Genomic DNA, 14,809 nt, shown 5'->3' with positions numbered 1-14,809 from the left:
ATGAAAAAAGCCGTTGTTGTTTTTAGTGGTGGTCAGGATTCCACGACTTGTCTGGTTCAAGCACTTAAAGAGTTTGATGAAGTTCATGCCATTACTTTTGATTATGGTCAGCGCCACAAGTTAGAGATAGAAGTGGCACAAAAGATCGCAAAGGATCTTGGCGTCAAAGCGCATAAAGTGATGGATGTTGGCCTTTTAAACGAACTTGCGATTAGCTCTCTCACGCGCGATGACATTCCTGTCTCACACGAATTGCAAGAAAACGGTCTACCAAACTCTTTTGTTCCTGGCCGTAACATTCTATTTTTAACGCTCGCAGGAATCTACGCCTACCAAATTGGGGCTGAAACCGTAATTACTGGCGTGTGTGAAACTGACTTTAGTGGTTATCCAGATTGTCGTGACGATTTTGTGAAAGCAATGAACACGGCTTTGGTGAAAGGGATGGACCGTAACCTGACGATCAAAACACCGTTAATGTGGCTAAATAAAGCAGAAACGTGGGCGTTAGCTGATCAATATGACGCGTTGCAACTGGTTCGTGAAAATACATTGACCTGCTACAACGGGGTCATTGGTGATGGTTGCGGTGAGTGCCCATCGTGCGATTTGCGCAAAGCTGGCTTAGATGATTACCTAAACAATAAAGAGACCGTAATGCAGTCTCTTGTGAACAAGCAGGCTGCTGACGTTTAGTCGTGCCTTGCTTTACTGGCTAACATAGTCAGAACTTAGGCTAATTGGATCATCGTATGCGTCTATAATGATGTTTTTTCCCTGCTTTTTAGCCTGGTATAAAGCTTGGTCTAGTATCGAATAAAGTTCATCAAAGTTGGTAAGCGGCATTGATGTTGATAGATAGGCCAAGCTAGCAGTTACACTCAAATCACTATTATTTACCGTGCGTACGCACTTCTCTGAAATCGTTTTGTGTAGGCTTTGCACCCGGAAAGGAACGTCAATTTCATCGACGTTTTTCAATAATAAGATAAACTCTTCTCCACCCAAACGGCCGATATACTCTCCCTTATTGAGCTTAGCTTTAAGCACTTGGCAAACTTGCTGTAACACCAAGTCGCCAGTCGGATGACCGTATTGATCATTTATCGTCTTAAAGTCATCAAGGTCGATTAATGCTAAAACATAGCGGAAGTCTTCGTCCGCTTTGGAGGTTTGACCTTTGATGGTCTCTATAATTGCCGCTCTATTCAACGCACATGTTAGACTATCTATTTTGGCTTTTTGTCGTGTTTGTCGCTGAAGTATCAATGCCAGAATGAGCAAGACCAACAAACAGGAAACCACAAAATTATAAGTGCGCTTTTGATCGGTAAGCTTCTCAAATTGATGCTGATTTAAGCTTTTTTCATTATTCAACCGAGCGACTTGAAGATCATATTCGTACTCTTTCTTTGTGAGGTCTAATGCCTCTAATGCTTTAATATTGCTAGCGTCTCGGTTGGCCAATTCAATGGTTGAATAGGCTTTGTGGTGCTCTAATGCCAGTTTATAATCACCTTGGGCTTGGTATGCTTCGGAAAGGAGTAATTGAGCTTGTGCCTGTAATAATGGTCTAGAGTTATTGATCGCTAGTGTTAACGCGACTTTGCCATGTGCAATCGATTTTTCAGTAGCATGGTTTTTCAAATACGCGAACCCAGCAGCTAAATGCCCTTCCGTTTCGAGGTGCGTATTTTCATACGTTTCAGCAATGTCTAAAGCTTTTCTAATGTAATCTACTGCGGTATCCAGTTGCCCACTTTCGGCTAAAACCGCAGACAGCCCTAAGTAGCTTAACCCTTGACCATATGGGTAGTGGAGCTGGTTGAGTATTGTTAATGCATTTTGATAATGATTGATGGCTTTATCGAATTCTTTGGATTTTTTATACATTGCCCCAAGGCTATGTTCGACTTGGGCGACCTTGAGTGGTGTCCCTTCATCTTGACGAGCGAGTAGGGCTTGGATGAGATATTGTTCTGATTGTTCAAACTGCCCAAGCTCTGCAAGTAAATTTCCGACGTCATTGTAAATGCCAGAAGGATCGCTTTGAGCAGACATGTTCGCCAGCAGCTTTCTATAAAGACTCAGCGCTTTTTCATAGTCGCCACGATAGTTATAGTTATTCGCTACCACACGTAACGCGAGATCAATAGGGAAGTGTTCTTGGTGTTGTTGACTTAGATGGCTTTCTAACGACGAGCAATAAAAGTTTGCTTTGTGATAACGACCTTGTTGATTCAAGGTATAACAGAGCTGATAGTTCATCAAAGCTTTGCCTTCAGAATCTGAAGTCTGCTTCATTTTTTTTCGCAACGAAGAAAAGCTATTTACTGAGGCGTCATAACTACCATGCTTACGTTCATTTAAGGCAAGAATGTACTCTGACTCTAACTGAGCAAAGTTATTGTTGAGAACTTGGCTGCTACCATAGTACGGCTGCTTTATGTTCGACATATATTCATAAATCAGCCCGCTGACGTAGAGTTTTTCGCTGTGCGATTTCGCGGTGTGGTATCGATCTTGAAGCATGCTTAATGCTGAGTCAGGATTACTTCTCAATGTGGTTTGATAAACGGCGTGCCACTGCGTGATATTTTGTTCTGGCTCAATATCTTGAGTGTCACTAGCATATACCGGGGCGAGTAAGAGTGACGCAAGCAAAGGATAGAGCGTGCGCATATTTAAACGTGCCTTATGTTCTTTTGTTGCTTTGGAATTGGAGAATCATAGCGCTATTAATTGATCAGCGTTGTGATTGAGTTGGGTGTACGAAGAAAAAGAATAGGAAAACTATGCACTTGGTCGACATATCAAAAAAAGAGCATAAAAAGAAAGACCCCAACATAAAGTTGAGGTCTAGAAATCGTTATGCAATGTAAAGCTTAGCTAGATCTTGAGGCTCCATTTCTTTGCCTTCTAGCTGATCGTTCCAGTTAGTACCAACAAGAACACCATCTTCTGCAAGAGTTAAAAGCCAATCTTCAACAAAGATATCTAGTGGGATTTCTAGTACAGTGAAGTCAGCCCATTCTTCAACATTGTGCGCTTCTGCATCTTCTTTAGAAGACCAGAAAGGCATGACTTCACTGTTTTCGAATTCAGTTGAATCGCAAGATAGCCAACCTTCTTCATTGCGTAAACCCCAAACCAGTTGGTTTTCTTTTGTTTCTGCAACAAAAAGGTCAAGGTTTGCTTGGATATCTGATGTAAGTTTGCTCATTTCAAAACTCTCGTTGTTATGACGCCGCTAGGGTAACACTAAAGTGCCGATTCCTAAAGCATAATACGGTTATTGCAATGAGTAAAAATAAAGGAGCCGAAGCTCCTTTTCTTATGTCGTTCTAGGTTTATTAATGCTTGTTTGAACAATCATTAATACAGATATTTTTACCTTTCAGGGAGGGTAGTGAATATTGTCCACTCTTTTTTAATCTCGCCTTTATAACCAACGACAGAAGCAGTTACTCGGCGGTTTAAAGCGTGGCTGACTTCATCGGTACCTTGTTGCGCTAGGTGAGTATCTCCAAAGCCAACAATACGAACCCTGCTCGGTTCGATGTTGTAGCTCAACAGCGCCTCACGTACATTGCGTGCTCGTCTCTCTGATAGATCTTGGTTGTGCTGAGAGCCACCCACTTTACTCGCGTAGCCGTGCAGTTCGATCGATGTAGTAGGGTATTCTTTTAAAAAATCGGACAGTTCACGTACTTGTCTTCTGAACACGGGATTGATTTCATCAGAATCATTGGCAAAAAGTATTCTCACTTGCATGTTATCTGATGCTTTAATGTATTCGCCGCAACCGTCATTGTCGACTTCTGAGCCTTCCGGTGTGCCAGGGCACATATCTCGAGCGTTGATGACGCCATCGTTATCTTCATCTTGAAGGTCAGCGATTTGCTCTGCACTTGGTACAGGTCGATAGTCATACTCGTCTTCAGCAACAACCTGTTGAGTAACGGCGAGAAGGCTTAATGCAAATAGAATTTTCATTGGTTTCATGATCAGTACTCCACCTTTTCATTCCATTCCGTAGGCACATCGACTCGCAAGGCATTTAACAATTGGCCGGTCGCATTCATTACACGGTATTTCGCGTATTGCTCTGAATATCGAGCATCCAAGTAGTTTTTTCTCGCTTCAAATAACTCGTTTTCAGTATTTAACAAATCCAAAAGGGTTCGTTTACCGATGCGATACTGTTTCTCGTAGGCGATAACAGTTTCAGATGCCGAATCTACGTGATCCGCTAGAAACTCTTTTTGCTGAAGCGTTAAATCTAACGCGCTCCATGATAGACGAAGCCCTTCTTCAACGCTGCGGTATGCGCGTTCTCGTAAATCTTTGGCTTTGTTTAGTTGATAGGCAAAGTTTTCAGCATTGGCGACATCACTACCACCATTAAAGAGGTTGTAACGCATACGCAGCATCGCTGTCGTTTCATCACTGCTTCCTTCGATACCGCTTGCATCATCACGCCACGTTTGAGCCGCTTCTACAGATATCGTTGGATAGTAAGTTCCCTTAGATTGCTTATATTGGAACTTAGCTGAGTCTACATCTGCCATCGAAATTTTGATTACTGGATGCGATTCAAATGCCAAGTCAATTGCTTCATCTATGGTGTAGGGAATAAAGTTCTGGTCCGCTCGCGGAAAAATCAATCCTTGTGGGGACTGTCCGACAAGGCGTGTAAACGTGGTGTGGCTGTCATATAAGTTGTTCTGAGCCGCCACCAAGTTACCGTGAGCTTTTGCTAAACGAGCTTCTACTTGAGTTAGGTCAGCGGTAGACCCAAGTCCTGAGTTAACTCGCTTTTTAATGTCTTCGTAGATCTTCTTATGAACCTTCAAGTTGTTTTCTGAAAGTGTAAGAATTTCATAAGCTTTTACTGAATCTAAGTAAACCTTTGCCACTTCGAGTGCCGTGTCTTGAGCATCAGCGAGCAGTTGATAACGAACTGATTCTGCGTCAGCTGCTGTTCGATCCATATCGTTAAGTGTCGCAGAACCGTCCCATATCAACTGGGTTAGTGTCACGGTCGCTTCTTTTCTTGTCAGATCCGTTGAATCTCGCCCTGCTTCTGCTGGGTTAATGCCTTCATAACCGATACCGGCGTCTAAATCTACGGATGGGAGGTAAGCACCGCCAGATGCTTCATTCACATACTGCTTGCTAACGAATTCATTGAACGCACTTTTGATGTCAGGATTGGTTTTTAATGTGTTTTCAACCGCTTGCTCTAGTGTTTGCCCAAAAGCATGACTAGCTGCGAACACACCAATGCAAAAGGCGTTGGCACGAGTCCACTTCACTGTGATTCTCCTAGATAATAATAAAATTTCTCGAGGTGAGAGGGCTTATAAGTGGGATACCTATAAGGGCGTCAATAATTTAGCGCACAATAACATTAATACACGATGAAGTAACCTGTTGATTCATTGTTCATTTGTTTCATTCTTGATAAATCAGTTCATTTGGTGGGTCTAAATTTTGAATAAGGATCCCGATTTTAAAGTGAAATTGATGTTTAACAAGAGTTGAGTGGCTTTTATTAAAACAAGATAAATATGCGCATAGATTCCTATTGATGTATGGCACATAATTACTTAATTGAGCATCAAATTGCTGTTATTGCACTATATAATCAGGCAATATATAGCAAATTAGTATTGTTAGTCAAAAACTTGACAGTTATTTAGGGTTAAGATTTATATGGATCGTACAGCGTTAGTGTCACTCGGTAATCAAGTCGTCGTAATAGGTTTAGATGGGGAGCTGAGAGTCCTAACAGAAGGACAACAGCCCCTACCAGGTGAAGTGGTAGTGGCAACGACAGATGCTGCACCTCTAAATTTGAACATTCAACTAACTGAAGAGCAAGGCTCAAAAGATATTTCTGATGATGTGGCACGAATTATTGGTGCTATTGAGCAAGGTCAAGACCCTTCTATAGTTGATGAAGAACTCGCGCCAGCTGCGGGTGAAAACAGTGGTTCAAGTTTACAAAATAGTGCCACGATTGCACGGGATGGCACTGAAGTACTGGCCTCAACAAATTTTGAAACTATTGGCTTGGAATCCCTCGGTTTATCTGAAACACAAGCGTTGACCTTAAATGACTTTTTCGCAACAAATATAGAAACCAGTGGAGATGGCTCAAATAAACCACTTACTAATTCTCCAGTGACATTAAGCGCTATCGAAGAAGATAGCGATCCCATCACGATAACTACCGAAGAATTACTATCGAATGTCGATATTGAAGATGCTGATACTCTTATCGTTACAAACGTCACTATTGAGAGTGGGAATGGCACTTTAATTGATAACAACGATGGATCTTGGACTTATATCCCAGAAGCTGATGATGATACTGAAGTGTCATTCTCCTATGACATCATTGATGACGATGGGGGTGTTATTAATGGCAATGCTAATTTAGATATTAAGCCTGTTAATGACGCGCCAATAGCGACTAACGATGCGATTCAAACTGACGAAGATTCCCAGGTTGTAATTGATGTGCTCGCTAACGACAGTGACATTGAAGGTGACGATTTATCCATTACTTCTGCTTCTGTATCAGAAAAGCAAGGTATCGTTGAGATTGTCGATGGTAAGCTTGTTTTCACTCCGGCTGAAAACTTCAATGGTAATGCTACTATTAGCTACACCATCTCAGATGGTGAGCTAGAGGATGAAGCTCAAGTCTCGGTAACAGTAAACTCAGTTAACGATGCGCCTATTGCCCTTAATGACGCAACAATTACAGAGGAAGATACCTCAGTAACGATTGATGTGTTGCCAAACGACACTGACATCGATGGTGATACGTTAAGCATTGAATCGGCGTCTGTGCCGAGTGACCAAGGTCAAGTCGAGATTATTGACGGCAAGCTTGTATTTACGCCAACTGAGAACTTCAATGGCGACGCTGAGATCACTTACACCGTCACCGATGGTTCGCTGACTGACCAAGCGACGGTCACCGTCACCGTGAATGCGGTGAACGACACACCTGCGGTTGAAAGCAACATCGCAGACCAAACCTTGGCGGAAGATTTCACGCCATACACCATCGATCTAAATACCGCTTTCAGCGATGTGGATAACGCCGATGGCGAGTTAACGTTTAGCGTCTCTGGCAACAGCAACATTCAAGTGGCGATCGTCAATGGCATTGCTACGTTCACTCCAACCGCGGACTGGAACGGCTCAGAAATCCTAACGTTTACTGCCACTGATCCAAGCGGTGAAAGCGTTAGCCAAACGGTGAACTTCACGGTTGCGCCTGTGGCGGACATCGTGGCAGACAAAGCGACGGTTGTGGAAGACACGGCGACCATCATCAAGGTCTTAGATAACGACACGTTCGAAGGCGACGACAAAGTGGTGTCGCTTGATACCAATAACGGTCCAGCTAACGGCACGGTCTCGGTCAATCCTGATGGCAGCGTAACTTACACGCCAAACGACAACTACCACGGTACAGACAGCTTCACCTACATTGTCACGTCAGGCGGGGTATCGGAATCCACCACGGTGAGCGTTGATGTGACGCCAGTGAATGATGCACCAGTGGCAAAAGATGACACGGCGATTACTGACGAAGACACGCCAGTGACGATTGATGTCCTGCCAAACGACACCGATATTGATGGCGAGAAGCTGAGTATTGAATCAGCCTCTGTACCTAAAGAGCAGGGCACGGTTGAAGTGGTGGATGGAAAACTCGTCTTCACTCCGGCAGAAAACTTCAATGGTGACGCTGAAATCACCTACATCGTTACGGACGGTGAATTGACCGACGAAGCGAAGGTGACCGTTACAGTAAATCCAGTAAACGATGCACCAACTATCAAAGTTGATGCCGTAGAAAGCATCACTGAAGATGCAGTGAACACGGATACGGTAGTCGCAACCTTAACGGTTCGTGATACTGATACGCCAGAAGACCAATTAACCGTTTCTTTAGAAAACAACTCAAACGGTTACTTTGTGTTAGTTGGCGATGAAGTCAAGCTGACTCAAGCAGGCGTCGATGCGGTTAACAACGATGAACTTAACCTAAAAGACCTGACTATCAGCGCGTCAGTATCGGATGGTGTTAATCCAACGGCTAACGACAGTGATAGTTTGATTGTGAATCGTGTTAACGATGCGCCGACTGTTGATAATGTCATCTCAGATCAAGTGCTAGCGGAAGACTTCGCGACCTACACGATTGATTTAAACAACGCATTTAAAGACAGTGACTCCACACTTAACTTCTCAGTGTCCGGTAACAGCAACGTGTTGGTTTCGATTGAAAACGGCATCGCGACCATTTCACCAACAGCAGACTGGAACGGTTCAGAAACCCTAACGTTTACTGCTACCGATCCAAGTGGTGAAATCGTCAGCCAAGCGGTGAACTTTACGGTTGCACCGGTAGCTGACATTGAGGCAGACAGCACGGATGTAGTCGAAGACACGCCAACCGTCATTAACGTCTTAGGTAACGACACGTTTGACGGCGACGATAAAGTAGTGTCGCTTGATACCAATAAAGGCCCAGCTAACGGCACGGTCTCGGTCAACCCTGATGGCGCCGTGACCTACATACCAGATGATAACTACGTCGGCAAAGATACGTTCACTTATGTCGTGACATCAGGCGGTGTGTCTGAATCCACTACCGTTGAAGTCAATGTGACGCCGGTCAACGACGCGCCAGTGGCAAAAGATGACACGGCGATTACTGACGAAGACACACCAGTGACGATCGATGTCCTGCCAAACGATACTGATGTGGATGGCGATAAGTTGTCGATCCAATCTGCGTCTGTACCTGAAGCACAAGGTAAGGTTGAAATTGTTGACGGAAAACTGGTCTTCACACCGGCTGAGAACTTCAATGGCGACACCGAAATCACTTACACCATCACTGATGGTGCACTGACTGACCAAGCGACGGTCAATGTCACGGTGAATGCGGTGAACGACACGCCTGCGGTTGAAAGCAACCTCGCAGACCAAACCTTGGCAGAAGACTTTACGCCATACACCATCGATCTAAATACCGCCTTCAGCGATGTGGATAACGTGGATGGCGAGTTAACGTTTAGCGTCTCTGGTAATAGCAATGTCAATGTCTCAATAGAGAACGGCATCGCGACCATTTCACCAACGGCAGACTGGAACGGTTCAGAAACCCTAACGTTTACTGCTACCGATCCAAGCGGCGAAAGCGTTAGCCAAACGGTGAACTTCACAGTATCGCCTGTGGCGGACATCGTGGCAGACAAAGCGACGGTTGTGGAAGACACGCCGACCATCATCAAGGTCTTAGGTAACGACACGTTCGAAGGCGACAACAAAGTGGTGTCGCTGGATACCAACAATGGCCCAGCCAACGGCACGGTCTCGGTCAACCCTGATGGCAGCGTGACTTACACGCCAAACGACAACTACCACGGTACAGACAGCTTCACCTACTTCGTCACCTCCGGTGGCGTAAGTGAGTCCACCACGGTGAACGTCGATGTGACACCGGTCAATGATGCGCCTGTGGCAAAAGATGACACGGCGGTTACTGACGAAGACACACCAGTGACGATTGATGTCCTGCCAAACGACACCGATGTGGATGGCCATGAGCTGTCTATTCAATCGGCGTCTGTGCCGAGTGTTCAAGGTACAGTCGAAATTATTGATGGCAAACTGGTGTTCACACCGGCAGAAAACTTCAATGGCGACGCTGAAATCACCTACATCGTTACGGACGGTGAATTGACCGACGAAGCGAAGGTGACCGTTACAGTAAATCCAGTAAACGATGCACCAACTATCAAAGTTGATGCCGTAGAAAGCATCACTGAAGATGCAGTGAACACGGATACGGTAGTGGCGACGTTGGAAGTCGCTGATTCTGATACGCCAGAAGACCAATTGACCATTTCTTTAGAAAACAACTCAAACGGTTACTTTGTGTTAGTTGGCGATGAAGTCAAGCTGACTCAAGCGGGTGTTGACGCGGTTAACAACGATGAACTCAACCTTAAAGACCTGACTATCAGCGCGTCAGTGTCGGATGGTGTTAATCCAACGGTTAGCGACAGTGACAGTTTGATTGTGAATCGTGTTAATGATGCACCGATTGTTGAAAATGCCATTGCAGATCAAGTGTTATCGGAAGATTTCGCGACCTACACGATTGATTTAAACGACGCATTTAAAGACAGCGACTCCGTGCTTAGCTTCTCAGTAGCCGGTAACAGCAACGTGTTGGTTTCGATTGAAAATGGTATCGCGACCATCTCACCAACGGTAGACTGGAACGGCTCAGAAATCCTAACCTTTACGGCTACCGATCCAAGCGGCGAAAGCGTTAGCCAAACGGTGAACTTCACGGTAGCGCCTGTGGCGGACATCGTGGCAGATAAAGCGACGGTTGTGGAAGACACACCAACTATCATCAAAGTCTTAGGTAACGACACGTTTGAAGGCACTGATAAAGTGGTGTCGCTTGATACCAATAATGGTCCAGCCAACGGCACGGTCTCGGTCAATCCTGACGGCAGCGTGACCTACACGCCGAACGACAACTACCACGGGGCAGACAGCTTTACCTACATCGTTACGTCCGGTGGGGTCAGTGAGTCCACCACGGTGAATGTCGATGTGACGCCAGTCAATGATGCGCCAGTGGCAAAAGATGATACCGCTGTTACTGACGAAGACACGCCAGTGACAATTGATGTCTTGCCAAACGATACTGACATCGATGGTGATACGCTGTCTATCCAATCGGCGTCCGTACCTGAAGCACAAGGTACAGTCGAAATTATTGATGGAAAACTGGTGTTCACACCGGCCGAGAACTTCAATGACGACGCCGAAATCACTTACACCATCACCGATGGTTCGCTGACCGACCAAGCAACGGTCAACGTCACCGTAAATGCCGTAAACGACACGTTCGAAGGCACTGATAAAGTGGTGTCTTTGGACGCCGATAATAGTCCTAAAAATGGCACCGTCATTGTGAATAACAACGGCACGGTGACCTACACACCAGATGACAACTACGTCGGTACAGACAGTTTCACCTACATCGTCACATCTGGGGGCGTCAGTGAGTCCACCACGGTGAACGTCGATGTGACACCGGTCAACGATGCGCCTGTGGCAAAAGATGACACGGAGATTACTGACGAAGACACACCAGTGACGATTGATGTCCTGCCAAACGACAGCGATGTGGATGGCGATAAGCTGAGTATTGAATCAGCCTCTGTACCTAAAGAGCAGGGTACGGTTGAAGTGGTGAATGGCAAACTTGTTTTCACTCCGGCCGAGAACTTCAATGGCGACGCTGAAATCACCTACATCGTTACGGACGGTGAATTGACCGACGAAGCGAAGGTGACCGTTACAGTAAATGCGGTGAACGACACGCCTGTAGTTGAAAGCAACATCGCAGACCAAACTTTGGCGGAAGACTTTACGCCATACACCATCGATCTAAATACCGCTTTCAGCGATGTGGATAACGTTGATGGCGAGTTAACGTTTAGCGTCTCTGGCAACAGCAACATCCAAGTGGCGATCGTCAATGGCATTGCTACGTTTACTCCAACGGCAGACTGGAACGGCTCAGAAATCCTAACCTTTACTGCCACCGATCCAAGCGGTGAAAGCGTCAGCCAAACGGTGAACTTCACAGTAGCGCCTGTGGCGGACATTGAGGCTGATAAAGCGACGGTTGTGGAAGACACGCCAACCATCATTAAAGTTTTAGGTAACGACACGTTCGAAGGCGACGACAAAGTGGTGTCGCTGGATACCAACAACGGTCCAGCCAACGGCACGGTCTCGGTCAACCCTGACGGCAGCGTGACTTACACGCCAAACGACAACTACCACGGTACAGACAGCTTCACCTACATCGTTACGTCTGGTGGGGTATCGGAGTCCACCACGGTGAACGTCGATGTCACACCAGTGAACGATACGCCAGTGGCAAAAGATGACGCGGCAACAACACAAGAAGATACCGCTGTCACGATTGATGTTCTGCCAAACGATACTGATGTGGATGGCGATAAGCTGAGTATTGAATCAGCCTCTGTACCTAAAGAGCAGGGTACGGTTGAAGTGGTGGATGGAAAACTCGTCTTCACACCGGCAGAAAACTTCAATGGTGACGCTGAAATCACCTATATCGTAACGGACGGTCAATTGGCCGACGAAGCGAAGGTGACCGTTACCGTTAATCCAGTGAACGATGCGCCAACCATCAAGGTTGATGCCGTAGAAAGCATCACTGAAGACGCAGTGAGCACTGATACGGTAGTCGCAACCTTAGCGGTTCGTGATACTGACACGCCAGAAGACCAATTAACCGTTTCTTTAGAAAACAACTCAAACGGTTACTTCGTGTTGGTTGGCAATGAAGTCAAGCTAACTCAAGCGGGCGTCGATGCAGTTAACAACGATGAACTTAATCTTAAAGATCTGACTATAAGCGCGTCAGTATCGGATGGTGTTAATCCAACGGCTAACGACAGTGATAGTTTGGTTGTGAATCGTGTTAACGATGCGCCAACAGTTGATAATGTCATTACAGATCAAGTGTTATCGGAAGATTTCGATGCATACACGATCGACTTGAATGAAGTATTTAAAGATTCCGATTCCTCGCTAGAATTCTCCGTCTCTGGCAATAACAACATCCAAGTCTCTATTGTGAATGGCGTTGCTACCATTACTCCGACTGCGGATTGGAATGGCAAAGAGGCAATTACGTTCACAGCTAAAGACTCAAGTGGCGAGAGCGTCAGTCAAACGGTGAACTTCACGGTAGCGCCTGTGGCAGACATCGTGGCAGACAAAACGACGGTTGTTGAAGACACGCCAACTATCATCAAGGTCTTAGGTAACGACACGTTCGAAGGCGACGATAAAGTGGTGTCGCTCGATACCAATAACGGCCCTGCCAACGGCACGGTCTCGGTCAACCCTGACGGCAGCGTAACCTACACGCCAAACGACAACTACCACGGTACAGACAGCTTCACCTATATCGTCACCTCTGGTGGTGTCAGTGAATCCACCATTGTTAAAGTTGATGTCACGCCAGTAAACGACAAACCTGACAGTGAAGACTTTACGCATGTGGCCGATGATCAGCTTACGCACGTTGTGTTTGATACCGATACGAAACCTCTGGATAGCGGTGACTCTCAAGATCATATCGCGGATGTTGAAGACGATTTAAAAGGCAACGATCTACATGTCCGGATTACTGAACTGCCAACATCAGGTACGTTGTTCTTTAAAGGTAGTGATGGTGAGTTGCACGAAATTAAAGAAGTTAGCGATACGCTTTATGACAAAGACAGCCTTTACTATGAAGCTGATAATGTTGGCTTCTTATTAGGTATCAAAGATCGTCCTAATACGCCTAATAGCTCGGAATCTACAACAGATTTCAATAACTGGGGATTAAGTGAGGATGGTGGTTCATCACATTCCCGTACTGAGCATTTAGCAAATGGAGCCTCTATCACCATTTCTTCTAATAGCGATGAGCTTGCGCAATACAACCGCCAGGTGTCACACATCGGCAATGGTATCGCTGACAATGATGGGCAGGGTATTGAAAAAGGTGAAACGATTACGATCGATTTGTCTAATAACCCTGTGGGCAGCGTAAACCTTGGACTAGATGGACTAGGTGGATTGTTTGATTACGGTGATGACAACGCAGCACTTATTACGGTTACATACTTAGATTCAAATAATGTCCAACAGACTCAAACGTTCGAGTTTTTGAAGCCTGAAGGCAACTTCATGCTATTCCAAGAAACAAGCGTTGGTTATGGGAAAGAGCTAGCTCTTCCTGAAGGTTCGGTCATTACTCAGTTAGATTTTTCTACGAAAAATGAAGGTAACTGGGAGTTACGTTATGTAGAAGGTGTTCCTGCAGAGGACAGCTTTGGATATGTGGCCGTCGACTCTGAAAGTGGCGTTAGCGATCCATCTACAGTCAATATCGTTAATGAAATGCTAGATGGTAATGTTGCTGAAAATGGGCCAAGTCTGTCTGTGGTCGGTGATAGCGTGACTGAGGGTGACAATGTCACGTTTTCGGTTGTTCTAGATGAAGTCACCAGTACTGTTGTTAAGTACCAAGTTGATATGCTTGCTCAAGGTTCTTCAGTTGATAAGAATGATGTAAATCTATCAAATGCAACCTACACAAATGGTGTTGTTTTCTTAGGTGGTTACTTGATTGTTCCTGCAGGTATAAGCAGCTTCGAAATATCGATTCCGACTATTGATGACTTGGTTGTGGAAAGCAGCGAAACGATCGTTCTTGAGATCGGCGGTGAAACGGGGACGGCAACAGTTCTTGATAATGATAGTACAGAACTTAGCGTAGTAGATGCCGGCGATGTCATTGAAGGAACTGACGCAATATTTACCGTTTTACTCTCTAACCCTGTTCAAGAGGCCGTTGTCGTCAATCTGAAGTCAACAACAGATGATAGCTATACAGCGGAAGATGTTGATTTAGGCACTATGGTAGTGACCTATGTGGATACTCATGGTCAAACTCAAACATTAGATATAGCGCCTAATGGAGACGTTACTATACCTCCAGGTGTCGCTGAAATTAAAGTCGCAGTCCCAGGGCAAGATCATGAAAACCCCTTATGGAATAAGGGATGACGTGAAGTCATATTTTCACTAATTAGATACTGAAGTCACAATAATCTCAATACATCCAAGATCGATTTGATGATCAGATTTAGGT

General features: G+C 45.3%; 6 protein-coding genes. 2 read left to right on the top strand and 4 right to left on the bottom strand.

Translation table 11 applies throughout. From position 1 onward, the window contains the following. Positions 1–696, top strand: a complete 696-nt coding sequence (queC, locus tag L3V30_RS19240) for a 7-cyano-7-deazaguanine synthase QueC (RefSeq protein WP_005395054.1) — start codon at positions 1–3, stop codon at positions 694–696. 12 nt (positions 697–708) lie between these two features. On the opposite strand, the gene L3V30_RS19235 is transcribed toward queC, so the two are convergent. From L3V30_RS19235 to L3V30_RS19220, 4 genes are all read right to left on the bottom strand, one after another. Then, complete coding sequence (locus L3V30_RS19235; protein WP_237309560.1) at positions 709–2,682, bottom strand: diguanylate cyclase; 1,974 nt, start codon at positions 2,680–2,682, stop codon at positions 709–711. A 187-nt stretch (positions 2,683–2,869) separates the two neighbouring features. Continuing rightward, positions 2,870–3,223 carry a DUF2750 domain-containing protein gene (locus tag L3V30_RS19230; RefSeq protein ID WP_005395049.1) on the bottom strand — a complete coding sequence of 118 codons (354 nt, stop codon included), beginning with the start codon at positions 3,221–3,223 and terminating at the stop codon, positions 2,870–2,872. Positions 3,224–3,390: 167 nt separating this feature from the next. Further along, positions 3,391–4,005 carry an OmpA family protein gene (locus tag L3V30_RS19225; protein ID WP_046874949.1) on the bottom strand — a complete coding sequence of 205 codons (615 nt, stop codon included), beginning with the start codon at positions 4,003–4,005 and terminating at the stop codon, positions 3,391–3,393. 2 nt (positions 4,006–4,007) lie between these two features. Continuing rightward, the gene (locus L3V30_RS19220; RefSeq protein WP_005395046.1) at positions 4,008–5,318 is read right to left on the bottom strand and encodes a TolC family outer membrane protein; all 1,311 of its coding nucleotides are present in this window, start codon (positions 5,316–5,318) and stop codon (positions 4,008–4,010) included. 400 nt (positions 5,319–5,718) lie between these two features. Here L3V30_RS19220 and L3V30_RS19215 point away from each other — a divergent pair, with 400 nt between their 5' ends. Beyond that, positions 5,719–14,724, top strand: coding sequence for a tandem-95 repeat protein (locus tag L3V30_RS19215; RefSeq protein ID WP_237309559.1), 9,006 nt, complete (start codon positions 5,719–5,721; stop codon positions 14,722–14,724). The last annotated feature ends 85 nt before the right edge of the window (positions 14,725–14,809 follow it).

This window comes from Vibrio sp. A1-1, assembly GCF_021728175.1.
Taxonomy (GTDB): domain Bacteria; phylum Pseudomonadota; class Gammaproteobacteria; order Enterobacterales; family Vibrionaceae; genus Vibrio; species Vibrio diabolicus.
This window is presented reverse-complemented; position numbering and strand designations above follow the sequence as displayed.